The 18,219-nt window shown below is 74.0% G+C and carries 14 protein-coding genes, 1 tRNA gene and 1 riboswitch; of the genes, 10 read left to right on the top strand and 5 right to left on the bottom strand.

Features of this window, described 5'->3' with window-relative positions; genetic code table 11:
* Positions 1-605 precede the first annotated feature (605 nt).
* Entirely contained in the window at positions 606-2,933 is a 2,328-nt protein-coding gene (locus AB0D10_RS09010; RefSeq protein ID WP_360253459.1) for a xanthine dehydrogenase family protein molybdopterin-binding subunit, read from the top strand.
* 176 nt (positions 2,934-3,109) lie between these two features.
* On the opposite strand, the gene AB0D10_RS09005 is transcribed toward AB0D10_RS09010, so the two are convergent.
* Positions 3,110-3,181 (bottom strand) — tRNA-Cys (locus AB0D10_RS09005).
* Positions 3,182-3,266: 85 nt separating this feature from the next.
* Positions 3,267-3,332, top strand: a riboswitch (guanidine-III (ykkC-III) riboswitch).
* A 43-nt stretch (positions 3,333-3,375) separates the two neighbouring features.
* Here AB0D10_RS09005 and AB0D10_RS09000 point away from each other — a divergent pair.
* Positions 3,376-3,690 carry an SMR family transporter gene (locus tag AB0D10_RS09000; RefSeq protein ID WP_360253457.1) on the top strand — a complete coding sequence of 105 codons (315 nt, stop codon included), beginning with the start codon at positions 3,376-3,378 and terminating at the stop codon, positions 3,688-3,690.
* Between the two features lie 121 nt (positions 3,691-3,811).
* Positions 3,812-5,278 (top strand): MFS transporter, encoded by a 1,467-nt coding sequence (locus AB0D10_RS08995; RefSeq protein ID WP_360253455.1) that lies wholly within the window; start codon positions 3,812-3,814, stop codon positions 5,276-5,278.
* Between the two features lie 3 nt (positions 5,279-5,281).
* Here the strand turns inward: AB0D10_RS08995 and AB0D10_RS08990 are convergent, their stop codons facing one another.
* Positions 5,282-6,622 carry a hypothetical protein gene (locus AB0D10_RS08990; protein ID WP_360253453.1) on the bottom strand — a complete coding sequence of 447 codons (1,341 nt, stop codon included), beginning with the start codon at positions 6,620-6,622 and terminating at the stop codon, positions 5,282-5,284.
* 404 nt (positions 6,623-7,026) lie between these two features.
* Here AB0D10_RS08990 and AB0D10_RS08985 point away from each other — a divergent pair, with 404 nt between their 5' ends.
* The 3 genes from AB0D10_RS08985 to AB0D10_RS08975 are packed head-to-tail and all read left to right on the top strand — an operon-like array spanning position 7,027 to position 11,581.
* Entirely contained in the window at positions 7,027-7,671 is a 645-nt protein-coding gene (locus AB0D10_RS08985; protein WP_360253451.1) for a class F sortase, read from the top strand.
* A complete protein-coding gene (locus AB0D10_RS08980) occupies positions 7,668-8,993 on the top strand; it encodes an alpha/beta hydrolase-fold protein (protein ID WP_360253449.1) in 1,326 nt (441 codons plus the stop codon). Before AB0D10_RS08985 ends, AB0D10_RS08980 begins: the two co-directional genes overlap by 4 nt.
* On the top strand, positions 8,990-11,581 hold the full coding sequence (locus AB0D10_RS08975; RefSeq protein ID WP_360253447.1) for a rhomboid family intramembrane serine protease: 2,592 nt from the start codon (positions 8,990-8,992) through the stop codon (positions 11,579-11,581). The genes AB0D10_RS08980 and AB0D10_RS08975 overlap by 4 nt, the downstream gene beginning before the upstream one ends.
* 128 nt (positions 11,582-11,709) lie before the next feature.
* Here the strand turns inward: AB0D10_RS08975 and AB0D10_RS08970 are convergent, their stop codons facing one another.
* Positions 11,710-12,135, bottom strand: coding sequence for an SsgA family sporulation/cell division regulator (locus tag AB0D10_RS08970; RefSeq protein ID WP_360253445.1), 426 nt, complete (start codon positions 12,133-12,135; stop codon positions 11,710-11,712).
* A gap of 309 nt (positions 12,136-12,444) precedes the next feature.
* Between AB0D10_RS08970 and AB0D10_RS08965 the strand changes: the two genes are divergently transcribed.
* From AB0D10_RS08965 to AB0D10_RS08955, 3 genes are all read left to right on the top strand, one after another.
* Positions 12,445-14,277 carry a DEAD/DEAH box helicase gene (locus AB0D10_RS08965; protein ID WP_360253549.1) on the top strand — a complete coding sequence of 611 codons (1,833 nt, stop codon included), beginning with the start codon at positions 12,445-12,447 and terminating at the stop codon, positions 14,275-14,277.
* Between the two features lie 391 nt (positions 14,278-14,668).
* Entirely contained in the window at positions 14,669-15,319 is a 651-nt protein-coding gene (locus AB0D10_RS08960) for a helix-turn-helix domain-containing protein (protein WP_360253443.1), read from the top strand.
* A 68-nt stretch (positions 15,320-15,387) separates the two neighbouring features.
* Positions 15,388-16,194: a S16 family serine protease gene (locus tag AB0D10_RS08955; RefSeq protein ID WP_360253441.1), complete on the top strand. Its 807-nt coding sequence runs from the start codon at positions 15,388-15,390 to the stop codon at positions 16,192-16,194.
* A 67-nt stretch (positions 16,195-16,261) separates the two neighbouring features.
* Here the strand turns inward: AB0D10_RS08955 and AB0D10_RS08950 are convergent, their stop codons facing one another.
* Positions 16,262-16,744: an Lrp/AsnC family transcriptional regulator gene (locus tag AB0D10_RS08950; protein WP_360253439.1), complete on the bottom strand. Its 483-nt coding sequence runs from the start codon at positions 16,742-16,744 to the stop codon at positions 16,262-16,264.
* A gap of 270 nt (positions 16,745-17,014) precedes the next feature.
* On the opposite strand from AB0D10_RS08950, the gene AB0D10_RS08945 reads away from it, so the two are divergent.
* Entirely contained in the window at positions 17,015-17,557 is a 543-nt protein-coding gene (locus tag AB0D10_RS08945; RefSeq protein WP_360253437.1) for a VOC family protein, read from the top strand.
* 69 nt (positions 17,558-17,626) lie between these two features.
* Here AB0D10_RS08945 and AB0D10_RS08940 read toward each other — a convergent pair whose 3' ends face one another.
* Positions 17,627-18,163 (bottom strand): hypothetical protein, encoded by a 537-nt coding sequence (locus tag AB0D10_RS08940; RefSeq protein ID WP_360253435.1) that lies wholly within the window; start codon positions 18,161-18,163, stop codon positions 17,627-17,629.
* Between the last annotated feature and the right edge of the window lie 56 nt (positions 18,164-18,219).

Raw genomic sequence — 18,219 nt, 5'->3', positions numbered from 1 at the left:
CAGCAGGCCGTCGGCCCGCACGCGGCCGAGGCGCACCCCGCGGTCCAGCCGGTCGCCCCGTACCCCGACGGCCGGTACCCCGACGGCCGGTACCCCGACGGCCCGTACCCCGACGGCCAGTACCCCGCCGAGCAGCACCCCGCCGGCCCGCAGACCGTCGAACAGACCCACGCCCCGGCCCCGGCGCCCTACGGCGACCCGTCGGGCGGCTACGACACCGGCGTGTACGACACCACCGTGCTGGCCCCGGTCCAGGTCGGCATCCCCGCCCAGGCCACCGACGAGCACGTCTACTACCCGCCGCAGGGCTACCCCGAGCAGCCGTACCAGGGCACCCCCGCCCACGGCACCTACCTGCCCTACCCGGACGGCCACCAGCAGCAGAACGGCTACGACACCGGGTACGACGCCCCGGTCTACGAGCCGACCCCCGCACACGGCACCCCGCTGCCCGGCGCCGCCTTCGACGGCACGCCGCCGCACGGCACCCCGTACGTCGCCCCGCACCCGCACGGCGCCCCGGTCGAGGGCGGTGCCCCGGCAGGCGTCCCGTACGGTGCCACCCCCGCCCACGGCATCCGGCTCCCCGAGGACGACCACGCATCATGACGTCGCCTACCGACATCGGCGCAGCACTCCAGCAGGACGGCGGCGAGGGCGGCGCACCGGAGCCGTTCGGCCTGGGCAGCTCCCCGCTGCGCAGCGACGCGCTGCCGAAGGCCCTCGGCATCTACCCGTACGCGGCCGACCTGTGGGCCGAGGGGCTGCTGTGGGGCGCGGTGCTGCGCTCGCCGCACCCGCACGCCCGGATCCGCGGCATCGACACCTCCGCCGCGCTCGCGCTGCCCGGCGTACACGCCGTGGTCACCGCCGCGGACCTGCCGCCCGGCCCGGACGGCACCCCCGACGGCGCCCCGGCCGGTCCGGTCGTCGCCGACCGCCCGGTGCTGGCCGCCGGCGTGGTGCGCCACCACGGCGAACCGATCGCCGCGGTGGCCGCCGACCACCCGGACACCGCCCGGCTGGCGGTCGGGCTGATCGCGGTCGACTACGAGCCGATGGAGGCCGTGACCGACCCCGAGCAGGCCTTCACCGCGCCGCCGCTGCACCCCGACGGCAACCTCTTCCGCCACCTGCCGCTGCGCACCGGGGACCCGGACGCGGCCGGCGAGATCGTCGTCGAGGGCCTCTACCAGGTCGGCCGGCAGGACCCGGCCCCGCTCGGTGCCGAGGCCGGCCTGGCCGTGCCGCGCCCGGACGGCGGCGTCGAGCTGCACCTGTCCTCCACCGACCCGCACGGCGACCGCGACCGCACCGCCGCCTGCCTCGGCCTGGAACCCGACCGGGTCCGGCTGGTGGTCACCGGCGTGCCCGGCGCCACCACCGACCGCGAGGACCTCTCCTTCCAGGTCACCCTGGCGCTGCTGGCTCTGCGCACCGGTCGGCCGGTGAAGATGACCCTCACCCGCGAGGAGTCCTTCCACACCCACACCTCGCGCCACCCCGCGCTCCTGCGCTACCGGCACCACGCCGACGCCGAGGGCACGCTGGTGAAGGTCGAGGCCCAGATCCTGCTGGACGGCGGCGCCTACGCGGACGTCTCCGCCGAGGCGCTGGCCGCCGCGACGGCGTTCTCGGCCGGCCCGTACGTCTGCCCCAACGTCTTCGTGGACGCCTGGGCGGTGCGCACCAACAACCCGCCGGCCGGGCGGATGCGCGGCGAGGGCGCCCTCCAGGCCTGCTTCGCGTACGAGTCGCAGCTGGACCAGCTGGCCGCCCGGGTCGGCGTGGACCCGGTGGAGATCCGCCGGCGCAACGCGATGGCCACCGGCGACCCGCTGCCCACCGGACAGGCCGTCACCTGCCCGGCGCCGGTGCGCGCGCTGCTGGACGCCGTCGCGGACGAGCCGCTGCCGGCCCTGCCGGTGGACGACCCGGACGCCGAGTGGCTGCTGCCCGGGGGCCCCGGCGGCGCCGGTGACCCGGCGGCGGTGCGGCGCGGCATCGGCTACGCCGTCGGCATGGTGCACATGCTGGGCGCCGAGGGTGAGGACGAGGTGTCCACCGCGACCGTGCGGGTCAGCGGCGACCACGCCACGGTGATCTGCGCGGCCGTCGACGCCGGTCAGGGCTTCGCCACGCTGGCCCGGCAGATCGTGCAGACCGTGCTGGGCGTCAGCGAGGTCTACATCGCGCCGGCCGACAGCGACCAGTCGATCGCCGGGCCCTCGGCCCGCGGCCGGCACACCTGGGTCTCCGGCGGCGCCGTCGAGCGGGCCGCGCTGATGGTCCGCCACCAGCTGCTGCAGCCGATCGCGGCCAACTTCGGGATGTCGGCGGAGCTGCTGCAGATCGCCGACGGCAAGATCACCTCGTACGACGGGGTGCTCGGGATGCCCGTCGCCGAGGCGCTGGAGGGCAAGGAGCTCTGGGCCACCGCGCAGTGCCGCCCGCACCCCACCGAGCCGCTGGACGAGGCCGGGCACGGCGACGCCTTCGTCTCCATCTCGTTCTGCGCGATGCGCGCGGTGGTGGACGTGGACATCGAGCTGGGCGCCGTGCGGGTGGTCGAGATGACCGTCGCCCAGGACGTGGGCCGGGCACTGAACCCTCGCCAGATCGAGGACCGGATCGAGGCGGGCGTGGCGCAGGGCGTCGGCCTGGCGCTGCTGGAGGACCTGCGCACCGAGGGCGGCGTGCTGCAGAACCCCTCGCTCACCGGCTACCGGCTGCCCACCGCCCTGGACACCCCGGAGGTGCGGATCGCCGCGCTGCTGGAGGAGCGCGACGTGGTCGCCCCCTTCGGCGCCAAGGCGGTCGGCGCCGCGCCCGCAGTGGTCGCCCCGGCGGCCGTGGCGGCGGCGGTCCGTGCCGCGACCGGCCTGCCGATCGGCCGGCTGCCGATCCGGGCGGAGGACGCCGTCACGGCCTGACGCGGCCCGACCCGGTCCGACGCGGCCTTTCGTGGCCCGAGCGGAACCGCCGCGGCCTTTCGTGGCCCGAACGGTACCGCCGCGGAGCACGCGGGGAACTCCCGCGGAAAGCCGCAGGAAAAGGCGAAAGGAATTGCCGGTCGACTTCGGGAGTCGACCGGCAATTCCTCTTCCGGAGGCCGTGGCGGGAATTGAACCCGCGTACACCGCTTTGCAGACGGTTCCCTGAGCCACTCGGGCACACGGCCAGTGAATTCATGGTGGCGGATCCGGGGGAGGAGGGTCAACGAAGTTTTGTAAATTCTGTATGGCAATGTGTGCTACGGTCGAAGACCGGTGGCGGAATTCCCGCCACCCCGGACGAGTGCGTCGTACCCGGTGACGACAAGACGGCGCAGTTCAGCGGCAACCCGGCCGCTGTGGACTGCGGAGGCTCGTCGTCATGGCCTGGCTCGTTCTGATCGTCTCCGGTCTCCTGGAGACCGTCTGGGCAGTTGCCCTGGAATCGTCCAAGGGCTTCTCCCGGCTCGTTCCCACCGTCGTCTTCGGCGTCGCCCTGCTGTTCAGCATGGGCGGTCTGGCGTACGCGATGCGCACCATCCCGATCGGCACCGGGTACGCGGTCTGGGTCGGCATCGGCGCGGTCGGCACCGCTCTCTACGGCATGGCCGTCCTGGGAGACGCGGTGACCGCGGCCCGGATCGCCTGCCTGCTGCTGATCGTCTCCGGCGTGGTGGGCCTCAAGGTGCTGCACTGACCGCACGGGGGCACCGGCCCGCCCCGGCGGGGGCGCCGGCCCCGTCCTAGGCCTCGGGACCGAGTCGATCACCGACCCTGGTCAGGGGTCATCCGGGCGGACGGCTCTTACGATGTCACGTATGACCACAGCCTCCCCCACCTCGGTCGACCCCGTACCGATACCCCTCGACGACGACCCCGGCGGCGGGGTGCTCAGCGGCCGCTTCCGAGCCTTGACACTGGGGATCGTCTCGGTGGTCCTGGTGATCGCCTTCGAGGCGACGGCCGTCAACACCGCGATGCCGACGGCGGCCCGCCAGCTGGACGGGCTCGGGCTGTACGCCTTCGCCTTCTCCGGCTACTTCACCACCACGCTGTTCGCCCTGGTCGTCTCCGGCCAGTGGTGCGACCGGCGCGGGCCGCTGCAGCCGCTGTTCACCGGCATCGCGGTGTTCGGCGTCGGCCTGCTGGTGGCCGGGACGGCGCCCGGGATGTGGGTCTTCGTGGCCGGGCGGGCGATCCAGGGCCTGGGCGGCGGGCTGGTGATCGTCGCGCTGTACGTGGTGGTCGGCCGGGCCTATCCGGAGCGGCTGCGGCCGTCGGTGTTCGCGGCCTTCTCCTCGGCCTGGGTGCTGCCCTCGATCGTGGGCCCGCTGGTCGCCGGGGCGGTCACCCAGCACCTCGGCTGGCGCTGGGTGTTCCTGGCCGTGCCGGTGCTGATCCTGCTGCCGCTGGTCGTGATGGGCCCGGCGCTGCGCCGCTCCATGGGGGTCTCCCCGGCCGGATGCGAGGGGAGCGAGCACCCGGTGCCCGGGGGCACCGACTTCGACCGCCGGCGCACCCTGCTGGCCGCGATGGCGGCGCTCGGCGCCGGCCTGTTGCAGTACGCGGGGCAGCGCCGTGACCTGGTCGGGCTGCTCCCCGGGATCGCCGGGGCGGCGCTGCTGGTGCCGGCCGTCCTGGGGCTGCTGCCGAAGGGGACCCTGCGGGCCGGGCGCGGGCTGCCGACGGTGATCCTGCTGCGCGGGCTGGCCGCGGGGGCGTTCTTCGCAGCGGAGGCCTTCATCCCGCTGATGATGACCACCCAGCGCGGCCTGTCGCCGACGCTGGCCGGGCTCACCCTGACCAGTGGCGGGCTCTCCTGGGCGCTGGGTTCCTGGCTGCAGGGCCGGCCGGGGGCCGAGCGCTACCGCGAGGCGATGATCCGGGGCGGCTTCGTGCTGACCGCGCTGGCGATCGCGGGCGCCGCGCTGGTGCTGGTCCCGGGGTCGCCGGCCTGGGTCGCCTCGGTGGCCTGGGGGATCGGCGGCGTCGGGATGGGACTGGCCATTGCGAGCGTCAGCGTGCTGATGATGAAGCTCTCCGCGCCGGAGGACGCCGGGGCCAACTCGGCCGCGCTGCAGATGAGCGACGCGCTGGGCAACGTGCTGCTCACCGGCCTGGCCGGGGTGCTGTTCGCGGCACTGGGCGGCGGAGCCCTGGCGGCCGCCCACGGACAGGCCGAAGGCGCCGGGTCGCCCGGCGCCTTCGCGGTGATCCTGCTGGTGATGGCCGGGGTGGCGCTGCTGGGAGCGCTGCTCGCCGGCCGGGTCCGCGCCCGGTCCTGACGGTCAGCCGGCGGTGGCGGTGGCGGTGGCGGTGGCGGTGGCGGTGGCGGTGACGGTGGCGGAGGGGGAGGGGGCCGGCGGCGCCGCCGGGGTGCCGAGGAAGGCCTCCCAGCCGCCCGTCGGGGACTGGCCCGGGGCGAGGGTCTGCAGCTTGCGCAGCACCGCCGGGTCCTGGGCGTCCAGCCAGTCGACCAGCTGGCGGAAGGAGACCAGCCGGACCTCCGGCTTGCCCGCGATGGCCTTGAGCACGTCCTCGACGGCGTTCATGTAGATGCCGCCGTTCCACTCCTCGAAGTGGTTGCCGATGACGTACGGCGCCCGGTTGCCGCGGTAGGTGCGGTCGAAGCCCATCAGGTAGGAGTCGCGGGCCTGGGCCTGGAAGCCCGGGTGGAGCGCCGGGTCGGCCTTGGTGTTGGGGCCGCACTGGTTGTACATGATGTTGTAGTCCATCGAGAGCACCTGGAAGGTGTGTCCGGGGAAGGGGATGGACTGCAGCGGGAGGTCCCACAGCGCGCCGCCCTGGATCTTCTGCGGCCACACCTGGGTGCCGTTGCCGCTGCTGTCGTAGCGCCAGCCGCGCTTGACCGCGGTGGGCAGCAGGTTGCGCTGGCCCTCCAGGCAGGGGGTGCGGCTGCCGATCAGCTCCTTGCGGTAGTCGAAGGGCAGCGAGGGCAGGTCGGTGAAGCCGGTGTTGGTGCGCCAGTTCGTCACGAAGTCCATCGCCTGCTGGATCTCGCTGTCCCACTCCTCGGGGGACCACCTGCCGACGCCGGTGGCGCCGCAGAAGTGGCCGTTGAAGTGGGTGCCGATCTCGTGGCCCTCCAGCCAGGCGGCGTGCACGTTCTCCAGGGTGGCGCGGATGTGCTGGTCGCTCAGGTAGCCGATGTCGGAGGCGCCGGCCTTGTGCTGCGGCGGGCGGTAGAGGTCCTTCTTGGACTCGGGCAGCAGGTAGAGGCCGCTGAGGAAGAAGGTCATCTTCGCGTCGTGCTCCTGCGCCAGCCGGCGGAAGCGGGCGAACAGGCCGTTGTCGAGCTCGCCGGCGCCGTCCCAGGAGAAGACCACGAACTGCGGCGGGCGCTGCCCGGGCTGCAGCCGGTCGGGGACGGGCTGGTGCGGCTGGGAGCCGGTGTCGGAGGTGGAGCCGTCGCCGATCAGGACGGTCTGCGGCTCGGGGGCCGGGGCGGGAACGGGGGCGGGGGTGGCGCTCTGCTCGGCGTCCGCGCCGGTGGCGGAACCGCTCGCCCGCTCCCCGCCGGTGGCGTGGTTGCTGCCGCAGCCGGCCGCCAGGGTGGCGGCGGTGGCGGCGCCGGCCGCCAGCAGGGTGCGGCGGGAGAGAGCGTCCATGGTCACTCCGTTCAGGGGGCGTTCGGCGGCGTGCGGGAGTGCCGGGTCCGGCCGGACACCCGGGGTATCGAACCCGTGACCGCGTCAGCATGCCATGGGTGCGGAGACGGTCGAAGAGGCGCAGCGCGCGGTCGCAAGCGATCGCTCGAACGCCGCAACCGATCCGGTCCGTATAACCGTCGGTAGGTCGTGTCGGGTCGTGCCCGCGCGGGGGGCGCTGGCGGGGGCAGGCCGTCGCGCTCCGCGACCGGACGCCCACGCGGTGCAGGAAAGGGGCCTGCAACCCTGCCGATCGGCGGGTGCCGGTACGACCGTCGTATGGACGTGCCTTACAGTCCCATCCGGTTCAATTGTTCCCAGGAAACTCCCAGGAAGAGGAGTTCCGTCGGCAGAGGGGAGCGCCCGTGGGCGTCCAGCAGAGCAGGAGCCCCTGGCCGGGCACCCTGGCGGCGGGAGCCGCGCTGGTGCTCGGCGCCTGGCTGCTGCACGACGGCGGCTCGGCGGTGCTGCCCCCTGCCCCTGGTACGGGCCAGGCCCAGGCCGGCATCGCGCCGGTCTCCGTCGTCCCGCCGCTGGGCCCGTCCGCGCCGACCCGGATCCGCATCCCGGCCGTCCGTCTGGACGCCCCGGTCACCGCGCTCGGGCTGGACGCCGACGGCCACCTGCAGGCCCCGCCGGAGGCGGACCGTAACCTCGCGGGGTGGTACCGGGGCGGCGCCAGCCCCGGCCAGCGGGGCACCGCGATCCTTGCGGGGCACGTCGACAACAAGTCGGGTCCGGCCGTCTTCTACGATCTGGGTGCGCTCCGTCGGGGGGACCGGATCGAGATCGCAAGGGCGGACGGTGCCATCGCCGTCTACCAGCTGTACGCCATCGAAGTGCACGACCGAAAGGACTTCCCGGACGACCGGGTCTACCGTCAGGCCGCTGATGCACAGCTGCGGGTGATCACCTGCGGCGGTGCCTACAGCGCGGAACACGGCTACGACAGCAACGTCGTCGCCTACGGGTTCCTGGCGGACACCACCCAGCCGGGCAAAGCCGCATGACCACGCTCACACTCGCCTCCCGCTGGAACCCGATCGACTGGCCCCTCACCGAGGGCCGGATCCCGCACGCCGTCTTCGTGATCGGCTGGGCGGCGCTGTTCGCGCTCGCCGTCGGCCGCGGCCGCAGCTGGTGGCGCGTCCGCCTGCCCGCCGCGCTGTTCACCGCGGCCGCCCTCAGCCTGCTGCTCGACGTCGTGGTAGACGGCTGGTGGCACCCCTTCCCGGAGGGCACACCGGAGTACGTCACCTGGTGGATAGCCGTCGCCCTGCTCGGGTTCTGCCTGGTGGGCTACCGGATCCGCCGGCTCACCTGGGGCCGCCGCGGCATCGCGCTCGGCCTGAGCGGGCTGGTGCTGCTGATGTCCGCCTCCGAGATCAACATCGGCTTCGGACAGTTCCCGAGCGGGCGCGTGATGCTGGCGCCGTGGCTGACCAAGACCGACGGGCTGGTGCCGGAGAAGGCCGGGCAGACCGTGGCCGCCCCGCCGGACAAGGTGCTCGACGAGGTCTGGAAGGCCCCGGCGGACCTGCCCGCGAAGGGGACCGTCTCGGTGGTGCCGATCCCCGGCCTCCGGTCGGGCTTCAAGGGCCGCGACGCGTACGTCTACCTCCCGCCCGCCTACCAGGCCAACCCGCGGCCGCTGCTGCCGGTGGTCGTGATGCTCACCGGCCAGCCGGGCGAACCCGGTGACTGGGTCCTCCGGGGGCAGCTGAACGAGCGGATGGACGCGTTCGCCGCGCAGCACGGCGGCCTCGCGCCGATCGTGGTGATGCCCGACCAGCTCGGTGCCACCTGGGCCAACACGCTCTGCATGGACTCCAAGATCGCCAAGATGCAGACCTACCTGGCGTCGGACGTCCCGTTCTGGATCCACCAGAACCTGCAGACCGCGACCGGCCGGAAGTCCTGGGCGATCGGCGGCGCCTCGATGGGCGGCACCTGCGCGCTCCAACTCGGTGTCAACGCGCCCGACGTGTACGGCACCGTCCTCGACATGTCCGGGCAGGAGGAGCCGACCCTCGGCACCCGGGACGACACCGTCAGGGTCGCGTTCGGCGGTGACGGAAAGAAGTTCGACGCGGTCGACCCGGTGCAGGTGATGGCCCGGAAGCGGTTCCCGGACACCAACGTCGCCCTGCTCGTCGGTGAGACCGACGACGAGTTCAAGCCGCAGATGGAGAAGATCTACCGGGCCGTACAGGGGGCTGGGATGAAGGCGAAGTTCGAACTGATGCCGGGCGGTCACGGCTGGGTCGTCTTCCGACCCGGCATCGTCCAGCAGATCCCGTGGCTCGCCGGCCAGACCGGGCTGACCCGGTGACCGGGGCGGGCACGGCGGTCGCCGCCGTCGACGAGAAGGGGAAGGGGGCGGCGCGGGTCGTCCCCCAGCGAGGCGCGCAGGGCGGCTCCGAGCAGGGCGCGGACCGCGCGCCGGTCACCCGGACGCCGGAGCCCCGCCCGCAGCGGGTGCGGCGGGCCGCCCGGGTGCTCGGTGGCCGGCTGCGCGCGGCGCCGCTGACGCTGGCGCTGCTGGCCGGACTCTGGCTGATCGGCGCGGCCACCGGCAGCCTGCGCCACGGGCCGTCCGAGCGGCTGCTGGACCGGGCCGGGGTCGGCCTGCCCACGTTCGCCGAGGGCCACTGGTGGGCGCCGTTCACCTCGGTGTTCTGGTGCTCCGGCATCGGCTCCTACGTGTTCACCAGCCTGCTGCTGCTCCTGGTCGGCCCGGCCGCCGAGCACCGGCTCGGCCGGCTGCGCACCCTCGCGGTGCTGGTCGGCGGGCAGGTCGTCGGCACCCTGCTGGGCACCGGGCTGATCGCCTTCGGTTCCTCGGCCGGGGAGCAGTGGACCGCCTCGGTCGCCGACCAGGTCTCGGTCGGTCCCGCCGTCGGCCTGTTCGCGCTGGCCGGGGTGCTCGGGTACCGGCTCACGGTGCTCTGGCGGCGCCGGCTGCACCTGCTGGTGCTGCTCGTCCCGCTGGTCATGACGCTGTACGTCGGTCACCTGCAGAGCGTCCAGCGGTGCGCCGCCGCGCTGGCCGGGCTCGGCGTCGGCGCGCTGCTCAGCCGCGGCCGCCCGTACCTGCGCTCGCTCGGCTCCTCGCACTCCGAGACCCGGGTGCTGGTCGCGCTCTGCCTGGTCGCCGCCGCATTCGGGCCGCTGATCGCCTCGCTGTACGACAACGCCAGCGGGCCCTTCAACACCTTCTCCGAGCTGTACTTCTCGCACCGGCTCGGCCCGGACGAGGTCGCCGACCTGTGCGCGCTCTCGGCACACGACTGCGCCCGCGCGCACGCCGTCGTCCGGATCTTCGACACTCCGGGCCGGCTGATGGCCGCGCTGTTCCCGGCGCTGCTGCTGGTGCTGGCCGAGGGGCTGCGCCGGGGGCTGCGGTTCGCCTGGCTGGTGACCATCGCCACCGAGCTGCTGTGGGCGGGTCTGCTGGGCTGGCTCTACCTGGACGCCGGGCCGGACAGCCAGGACGTGGTGCAGTACTTCGTCGAGGCGATGCTGCTGCCGTTGCTGACCACCGGTCTGCTGCTGGCCACCCGCAAGCGGTTCCGGCTGCGGCTGGCAGGCCGGTCGGTGCGTCGGCTGGCCCTGGTGCTGGGCGGCGCCGCGCTGCTCTCCTCGGCCGCGTACGTCGGGCTCGGGCGGCTGGTGGCCGACCAGTTCGAACCGGGGGCGACCGTGCGGCGGCTGCTGCACGGGCTGCCCGCGCAGTTCCTGCCGCCCGCGTACAACGACCTGACGCCGGACTACCCGATCGCCGTCGGGTCGCTGGCGCGCTTCCTGGAGACGTACTGCGGCCTGGCGTTCTGGGTGGTGGCGCTGGTCACCCTGCTGACGGCCTTCCGCCGGCCCGTGCTCCACACCGACGCCGAGGCGGTCGCCCGCGCCAGGGCGCTGCTGACCCGGTACGGCGGCGGGACGCTGTCGTTCATCACCACCTGGGACGGCAACCACTACTGGTTCGACGAGCAGGGTCGGGCGGGCGTCGCCTACCGGGTGGTCGGCACCATCGCGCTGACCACCGGCGACCCGTTCGGCGCGCCGGAGGACCGGGCCCGGGCGGTGGCCGGCTTCGCCCGCTACTGCGACGCCCGCGGCTGGACGCCGTGCTTCTACAGCGTCTGCGGCCAGACCAGGGACGCCGCCACCCAGCTCGGCTGGCGCTCGGTGCAGGTCGCCGAGGACACCGTGGTCGCGCTGCCCGAGCTGGCCTTCACCGGCCGCAAGTGGCAGGACATCCGCACCGCCCTCAACAAGGCCGGCAAGCAGGGCATCACCGCGGAGTGGTGGGCCTACCACGAGGCGCCGCTCGCGCTGCGGGACCAGATCCGGGCGATCTCCGAGGAGTGGGTCTCCGAGAAGGGCCTGCCGGAGATGGGCTTCACGCTCGGCGGGCTGGACGAACTCGACGACCCCGACGTCCGGGTGCTGGTCGCCGTGGACGAGCAGCGGGTGGTGCACGGGCTGACCAGCTGGATGCCGGTGTACGAGGACGGCGTGCCGGTCGGCTGGACGCTGGACTTCATGCGCCGGCGCTCGGACGGCTTCCGCGGCGTCAACGAGTTCCTGATCGCCTCGGCCGCGCTCGGCTTCAAGGAGGAGGGCGCGCGTTTCCTGTCGCTGTCCGGCGCGCCGCTGGCCCGCACCGGGCAGGGCGAGGAGCCCACCGGGCTGCAGCGGATGCTGGACTGGATGGGCAAGGTGCTGGAGCCGGTCTACGGCTTCCGCTCGCTGCTCGCGTTCAAGGCGAAGTTCCAGCCGGAGTACCGGCCGATGTACATGGCCTACCCCGACCCGGCCGCGCTGCCCGGCATCACCCGGGCGATCGGCAAGGCGTACCTGCCGCACCTGACGGCGGCGCAGGGCGTCCGGCTGATGCGCAAGCTGTCCGGCTGACCGGCCCCCGCGCCGGAGGGCAGGGGCGGGGGAGCGACGGGGGAGCGGGACGGGAGCGACGGGGGAGTGCCGACCGGCCGGCACCGGGACCGCGGTGCCCCGGAGGCGGGCGGGCACGTCGCGGCCCGTCAGCCGAGCAGCTGGGCGAGGGCGCGGTCGGCGTCCAGGTGGAGGTGCTCCTCGCCCTCGGGGACGAGCAGCCGGCTGCGCCACAGGAAGCGGCGCAGGTCGCCGCTGTCGAACCGGACCAGTGCGATGCCCTCCGGGGCCCGCAGCTCGACCATGGTGCATCGGCCGGGCGCGGGCCGGACGTGGACGTCGCCGACGCCGGCCGGCAGCTCGACGCCGGCCGAGAGCAGCCGGCGCGCGAAGACCCAGACGATGTCCCCGGCGTCCCGGTCCTCCGCGTCCTCGTCCAGTGAGAACTCGGCGGGGAAGGCCATCCGGACGGCCAGCGGGTCGTCCGGCAGGTAGGACAGGACGACCCGCAGCCGGACGGAGCGGTGGGGGGAGAGGATCAGGCGGGCCTGGACGGTCTCTTCGACGGTGCGCACGGGGGGTCCCTTCGGTTCGGTGCGGGGCCGCCGCGCCACGACGGGGGTCGCTGCGGCCTCACCCCGGTGAGAGTCCCGCCGGCCGCCGTGATTACCCGGTTCCGGCAGCGATCGGACGTGATCCACGCCACATCGATTTCCGGCCGTACGGGCCCGGCGCGGAGCCTCGCCTGGAGGTCCGAACGGCGCCGGGCCGGTAGGCTGGGCGGGTTGTCCGATCGCCGCCCGACCGCGGGACGGGGCCGAAAAACCGCCTCTGACCTGCGATGATCCCCCTCGGAGACCGTGAGTACTGCCGCCGCCTCCTCGATGCCGCTGTTCTCCGACGTACCGGAGACCCAGGCCCCCGCCCGACCCGCTGGCCACGCCGCGTCCGCCGGCTCGCACCACCTCTCCCCGGCCTTCCCCGGCCGTGCCCCCTGGGGCACCGCCGGCAAGCTGCGGGCTTGGCAGCAGGGTGCGCTGGACAAGTACATCGAGACGCAGCCGCGCGACTTCCTCGCGGTCGCCACCCCGGGCGCAGGCAAGACCACCTTCGCGCTCACCCTGGCCTCGTACCTGCTGCACAACCACCTGGTGCAGCAGGTGACCGTGGTCGCGCCGACCGAGCACCTCAAGAAGCAGTGGGCCGAGGCCGCCGCACGGATAGGCATCAAGCTGGACCCGGCGTACTCCTCCGGGCCGCTGTCCCGCGAGTACCACGGCATCGTGGTCACCTACGCGGGCGTCGGGGTCAACCCGATGCTGCACCGCAACCGGACCGAGTCCCGCAAGACCCTCGTGATCATGGACGAGATCCACCACGCCGGTGACTCCAAGTCCTGGGGCGAGGCCTGCTTCGAGGCCTTCGAGCCCGCGGCCCGCCGGCTGGCGCTGACCGGTACGCCGTTCCGCTCGGACACCAACCCGATCCCCTTCGTGGCGTACGAGGCGGGGGGCGACGGCATCCGCAAGTCCGTGGCCGACTACACCTACGGCTACGGGCACGCGCTCGCCGACCACGTCGTCCGCCCGGTGATCTTCCTCAGCTACAGCGGCAACATGCGCTGGCGCACCAAGTCCGGCGACGAGCTGGAGGCCCGGCTCGGCGAGCCGATGACCAAGGACCTGATCGCCCAGGCCTGGCGCACCGCGCTGGCCCCGCAGGGCGAATGGATCCCGTCCGTGCTGCAGGCCGCCGACCGGCGGCTGAGCGAGGTCCGCAAGGCGATCCCGGACGCCGGCGGCCTGGTGATCGCCACCGACCAGACCGTCGCCCGCGCGTACGCCAAGCTGCTGCGCGAGATCAGCGGCGAGAAGGTCACCCTGGTGCTCTCCGACGAGACCGAGGCCTCCCAGCGGATCTCCGACTACGCGGCCGGGACCTCACGCTGGATGGTCGCCGTCCGCATGGTGTCCGAGGGCGTCGACGTGCCCCGGCTGTGCGTCGGGGTGTACGCGACCTCGATCTCCACCCCGCTGTTCTTCGCCCAGGCCGTCGGCCGCTTCGTGCGCGCCCGCAAGCGCGGCGAGACGGCCTCGGTGTTCCTGCCGACCATCCCGATGCTGCTGGGCTTCGCCAACGAGATGGAGGTCCAGCGCGACCACGTGCTGGACCGGCCGAAGAAGGAGGGCGAGGGCCTCTTCGACGAGGAGGACCGGCTGCTCGCCGAGGCCGAGCGGGCCAACGACGGCCCCGACGGCGCCGGCGGCGAGGAGTTCTCCTACGAGGCACTGGGCTCCGACGCGGTCTTCGACCGGGTGCTGTACAACGCCATGGAGTTCGGCATGCAGGCCCACCCGGGGAGCGAGGAGGAGGACGACTACCTCGGCATCCCGGGCCTGCTGGAGCCGGACCAGGTGCAGATGCTGCTGCAGAAGCGCCAGCACCGGCAGATCCAGCGCAGCAAGACCAAGCCCGCCGAGGAGGCCGACCTGCTGGAGCTGCCGGCCGAGCAGCGGCCGGTCGTCACCCACCAGGAGCTCCGCGAGCTGCGCAAGGAGCTCAACGCACTGGTGGCCGCCTGGCACCACCGCACCAGCCAGCCCCACGGCACCATCCACAACGAGCTGCGCCGCCAGTGCGGCGGGCCGCTCACCGCGCAGGCCACCGCCAACCAGCTCAAGGCGCGGATCGTCCGGATCCGGGAGTGGGCGAAGTAGCGGTCCGGCGGGCCCGCCCGGGCCGCCCCTCCTCCCGCCCGGCGCCGGGCGGGAGGCACCCCCGCCCCGGTGTGTCCGGACTCCGGACCCGGGTCGAACTCCTGCGCTGATGCACCCTGCGGATTGGGATGGTCTGTCCGGAATTCGCGGCGCCGTTGAAGTCGATCACGCCCGAATTTTGGACAACCACTTCCCCCACGACATTTCCTTCACTACCTTTCCCCCACGCTCTTCCGCCGGGCAACCCCTCGCGGGACGGCGCCGCAGGACCGTGCGGGCGTCAAGGAGGACACCACGCACGGCCCTAGCGCGGCCACCCCCACCTGCGCGCGACACCGCCCTTGGGCCGGTGCCGCCCGCCCCGCGAGCGCCGCGGAAAGGATTGCCCGTCGTGACAGCCGAGACCTCCCAGACCCTGGACCGCGGCGTCCGGGTCCTCAAGCTCCTCGCCGACTCCGAGCGGGGGCTGACCGTCACCGAGCTCGCCGCACGGCTCGCCGTCAACCGCACCGTCGTCTACCGGCTGCTGGCCACCCTGGAGCAGCACGGCCTGGTCCGCCGGGACATCGGCGGCCGCGCCCGGGTCGGCCTCGGCGTGCTGCGGCTCGCCCACCGGGTGCACCCGCTGCTGCGCGAGGCCGCGCTGCCGGCCCTGCGCAGCCTCGCCGAGGACCTCGGCGCCACCGCCCACCTGACCCTGGTGGACGGCAGCGAGGCCCTGGCCGTCGCCGTGGTGGAGCCGAGCTGGACCGACTTCCACGTCGCCTACCGGACCGGCCTGCGCCACCCGCTCGGCGAGAGCGCGGCCGGCCGGGCGATCCTGGAGGCGCGTACCTTCCCCAGCCAGCGCCGCCCCGACCAGGGCTTCGTCATCACCCGCGCGGAGGAGCAGTCCGGGGCGTGCGGCGCCGCCGCCGCGTTGCTCGGACTGAGCGGCATCGAGGGCAGCGTCGGCGTCGTGATGCTGAACGGCATGGTGCCCGAGCGGGTCGGCCCCCGGGTGGTGGAGGCGGCGACCGAGGTCGCCGACGCGCTGAGGTAGCGCCCCCCGCCGCCTGCCCCCGGGCGGGCGGACCGCGCCCGGGCGTCGGGTGTGTTTGGATTCCCCTTGTGTCCGACACCAAGCTGCCCAAGGCCCTCACCGCCCCGCGGACCCGCGCGCTCACGCTGTGCGGAGCGCTGGTCACCGCACTGTTCGGCGTGGCCGCCTTCGTCCCGCTGCCGTACACGATCACCTGGCCGGGCCTGACCGCGGACACCCTGGGCACCTACCAGGACAAGCCGGTGCTCACCATCACCGGGGCACCGCTGCGCACCACCGAGGGCGAGCTGCGGATGGTCACCATCACGGCGACCAACCCGGACCAGCGGAACACCTTCCTGCGGTCGATGCAGGCCTGGTTCGACCCGAAGGAGGCGGTGCGCCCGACCGACACCGTCTACCCGCAGGGCAACCCGGCCAAGGCCGAGGAGGTGACCGCCCAGCAGATGGCCGAGTCGCAGGACAACGCCACCGTGGCCGCGCTGAGCTACCTCCACCTCTCGCCGGACCAGGTGAAGGTCAAGGTCGACCTGGGGGACGTCGGCGGCCCGAGCGCCGGCCAGATGCTGGCGCTGGGCATCGTCGACAAGCTCGCCGGCGACGGCAACGGCGGCGACCTCACCGGCGGGCGCACCATCGCGGGCACCGGCACCATCGACCACGACGGCACGGTCGGCCCGGTGGGCGGTGTCCCGCTGAAGACCCAGGCGGCCGCCCGGGACGGCGCCACCGTGTTCCTGCTGCCCAGGGACGAGTGCACGGACGCCAAGGTGAACACGCCCGCGTCGCTGCGGCTGGTGCCGGTCGCCACCCTCGACGAGGCGGTCTCGGCCCTGAAGGCGCTCAAGACCGGCGGCAGCGTCCCCTCCTGCTGACCGGGCGCGGCGACGGGGCCCGGTGCGGGGCGGCCCGGCGGGCCCGGGCCGGGGGTGACCCGGCGGGCTACTCGGCGGCGGCCTGGTCCACCAGCGGCAGGATCCGGTACGGCACCGGGTTCTCCAGCACGATCGCGGTGGACGAGCGGACGATCCCGTCGAAGCCCACCACCCGGTCGATCACCCGCTGCAGATCGGCGTTGGAACGGGCCACGATCCGCACCATCATGTCCCCGATCCCGGTGATGGTGTGCAGCTCCAGCACCTCCGGCACGCCCGCCAGGTGCGCCCGCACGTCCGCGCCCTGGCCCTGGGAGATCTCCAGGGTCGCGAAGGCCGTCACCGGGTAGCCGATCGCGGCCGGGTCCACCTCCGGGCCGAAGCCGCCGATCACCCCCTTGGCCTGCAGCCGGTCCAGCCGGGCCTGCACGGTGCCGCGGGCGACCTGCAGCCGCCGCGAGCACTCCAGCACCCCGATCCGGGGCTCCTCGGCGAGCAGCCGGATCAGCCGGCCGTCCAGGGTGTCGATCGTGTCGTTCGTGCTGCTCACGATCGAAGTGCCTTGCGGGGCAGCGGGGTTGGTCGAGTCGGGCGAACTCGGGGAGTGGGCGGGGGGCATCGCGGCACCGTCCTCCGGTGGGCATTCTGTACAGCTGCGCGGCCGATTCTCCCGCCCCGGGGCACAGCTTGACCAGGAGGAAACGGAACAGTTGCGCGCAGGTCGGCTCGGCGCCACCCTCCAGCCACGACCCCGTGCCCCGGGTCCCCCACCCCGGCGCCGGGGCCCAGCGTGGTCCGTACGCCTACCGGGAGGGCCGTCATGACCGACACCGCCGCCGAACCCGTCCTGCTCGGGGCAGGCCCCATGCCGGACGCGGGCGAACCGGGCCCGCTGCCGACGGGCCGCGCCGACGCGGTGGTCTTCGCGGTCGCCGACGCCGAGCGGGCCGCCCGCCGCTACTGCGCCGCGCTGGGGCTGCGGTGCACCGCGTACGCGGGACCGGAGACCGGCGAGCCGGAGACCGTCTCGTACGTGCTCGCCGCGCCGGGGACGCGGATCGTGCTCACCTCGCTGGTGCAGGTGATCGGCCCGCGCGGCCGGGAGCTGGCCGCGCACCTGGACCGGTTCGGGGACGGGGTCGTCGACGTCGCCGTGAGCGTGCCGGACGTCTACTACGCCTACGACTACGCGGTCGACCGGGGTGCGCTGTCACTGGCCGAGCCGTACGGGACCCGGGACGCGTACGGTGCGGTGGTGCTGGCCGCCATCGGGGTGCCCGGCGGGACCAGGCACACCCTGGTCGACCGGGCCGGCTACGCCGGGCCGTACCTGCCGGGGTTCGTTCCGCACGCAGGGTTCTGACGGGCGGACGGCGGAAGCCCGATGGCGGACGTCCGGTGGCGGGCGTCCGCGACGGGGGTTCGACGGGCCCTACCGGACGGCCGTTTCCACGATCGGCGGGTGCCCGTTCCAGTAGACGAAGACCGAGTTGGCCTGGTCGTCCTTGGTGAAGTCGATCCGCATCCACTGGGGGCCGTTCCACACCTGCATCTGCCAGCCCGGGTCCGGGGTGGCGGAGACCAGCGAGGCCCGGTCGGGCTTCAGGTCCAGCGCGACCTTGCCGCCCGGGATCGGGTAGCTCTTCACGGTGGACGTCGCGGTGGGCGTCGGCGTGGGTCGCCGGGTCGGCGGCGGGGTGGTCGCGGCGGGGGTCGGTCCGTGCGTCGCGGTGGCGGTCGGGGAGGCCGACTGGGTCGGGGTCGTGGACTGCGCGGCCGGGCCCGGCGGTTCGGGGGCGGCGGCCGGGGAGGACGACGTGCCGTCGGCCTTCGGGGAGGGCAGTGGCAGCGCCGTGGGCCGTTCGAACGCGGCGCCGGTCAGCACCGCGTGCACGCCGAGCCAGGACAGCGCCACCGCCGCCCCGGTGGCCGCCGCCCAGGCGCCGAGCTGTACCAGTCCGTTCCGCATCGTCCGCACATCCTGCCGTATTTCCACCGCGTCGGAGACCGGCACCCTCGCCATTC

Source organism: Kitasatospora sp. NPDC048545 (assembly GCF_040651155.1).
GTDB lineage: Bacteria > Actinomycetota > Actinomycetes > Streptomycetales > Streptomycetaceae > Kitasatospora.
This window is presented reverse-complemented; position numbering and strand designations above follow the sequence as displayed.